Consider the following 1,886-nt stretch of genomic DNA (forward strand, 5'->3'; position numbering starts at 1 on the left):
CTCATAGAAACCGCGAACGCCCTAGTGCGAGCAGACCGCATCTGGACCCAAAAATCCTCTTGCACATGACGGATACTCAGGAAACCGTGCCCCGGCCCACGGCCTTCAAGTCCGCCCCTGATCAAGTACTTGTCGGATAGCGACATCCACTTCATCCCACTCGGTTGATGCGATCAGTGTGGGCTTGTGGACTGCGTCATCTGCGCATAGCCCTTGGCAATAGCATCAAGCTCTGATCTCGAAATCACATCGTCGATGTGGGCGAAGCCGTTCGGCGCGCGATGGGACACCACATCTATGACCCTCTCAGGCCCGCCGCTACGATTGATCTGCACTATCTCTGCTGTCCGCGGCAGACGTTCTGCCTCGTAACTCAGTAAAGCGTCGCGTGGAGACAGGCTAGCCAATTGGTCGGCCAGGAAGCGCGCGTCGAGGATCGCCTGGGAGGCGCCATTCGATCCAACCGGATACATGGCGTGCGCGGCATCTCCGAGAAGCGTGAACAGGCCATCGGTCCACCTTGGTAGGGGATCACGGTCGCACATCGGATATTCCCAGAACTCCGGGGTTGCGCTCACCAGCGCCTGCACATCGACAAAGGGTATGTTAAACAGTGCAGCGTGCGGCAACAGCTCGTTCAAGTCGCCCAGCCTCGACCAGTCCTCGCGCCGGGGCGGAGGGTCGTTCTGCGTGCCGATCCGCGCCGTGACCACCCAGTTGGTCAGGCGGTTTGCGTCAACGGGGCATTTGGCGATCGGGTAGAGAACCAGTTTCGCGTCCATACCCCCGGCGACAATCATCATGTCGCCGCCTTCGAACATCGGCCAGTCGACTGATCCGCGCCACATCTGCACGCCGTTCCAGCGGATGCCCTTGTCAATGGGGTGGATGGTTTGCCGGAGAGCCGAATGAATGCCGTCACACCCGATCAGGATGTCGCCCTCGAGGCCTGTGCCATTCTCGAACTCCACCCGAACGCCGTAGGCGTCCTGGGACGCACGGATCATCCGCATCCCTGGCAGCACACCTGACGGCCCAAGCCGTTCTACCGCCGCATTCCAGAGCAGATTATGAAGCCGGCCGCGATGGATCGAGATCTGCGGCACGGTGTTCCCTGCCCAGATACCCCGGGGCTCCACCCAGATCTGCTGACCGAAGCGGTTGAGATAGCGGAGCTCGCGTGTCTCTATTCCAATGTCGACAAGGCCTTGAAGCAGATCGAGTTCGGCCAGTTCGCTCACGGCATGGGGCAGAAGATTAATCCCGGTGCCGAGGGCGCGAATTGTCCGGGCCGCTTCGCAGATAATGGACGGAATGCCACGCGCATAAAGGCTTAGGGCGAGAGTAAGCCCACCAATGCCGCCGCCTGCGATGATTGCCCGCATGTCCGATCCCGATTATGCGGGAAACGCTAGCATAGGCGGAAATCGACAGTCTTTTAGTGTTTCTACCGAACAACCACGTTGCAGCCATTAGTGCATTCATGCGGATAGGTTTTTTTTGATTAGGCATGGCTTTTAGCGGTCACCAGCAAAATATTCTTAGGCTAACAGGGTAAGCGAGGCAAGGCCAGTGGGTCGGATGTCATCGGCGGAATCCAATCAATAGGCGAATGATTCTAAACTTGGCCGTGCCAGCGTTTGGATGTCAACACCGCTGAAAATGATGCTACGTCATAGACATATCACTTGTATAGCCAGCAGCATCCAAGACACTTTATAGCTCTTTATAACTTTTCCTTGGACACCGAACGATTTTGAAAATCGTTCTAACCTATTGATTTAATACAGTAGCTTGGTGGAGCCAGGCGGAGTCGAACCGCCAACCTCATGAATGCCATACAAGCACTCGTCTTTCCCTCGGTTGTCGTTATGTAATGACCATTC

Annotated in this window: 1 protein-coding gene; it reads right to left on the minus strand. The window is 56.7% G+C overall.

Annotated features, from left to right (window positions below):
* Positions 1 to 173: 173 nt before the first annotated feature.
* Complete coding sequence (locus WCJ41_RS21885) at positions 174 to 1,385, minus strand: flavin-dependent oxidoreductase (RefSeq protein WP_336907947.1); 1,212 nt, start codon at positions 1,383 to 1,385, stop codon at positions 174 to 176.
* Positions 1,386 to 1,886 lie beyond the last annotated feature (501 nt).

The organism is Aestuariivirga sp. (genome assembly GCF_037139295.1).
GTDB lineage: Bacteria > Pseudomonadota > Alphaproteobacteria > Rhizobiales > Aestuariivirgaceae > Aestuariivirga.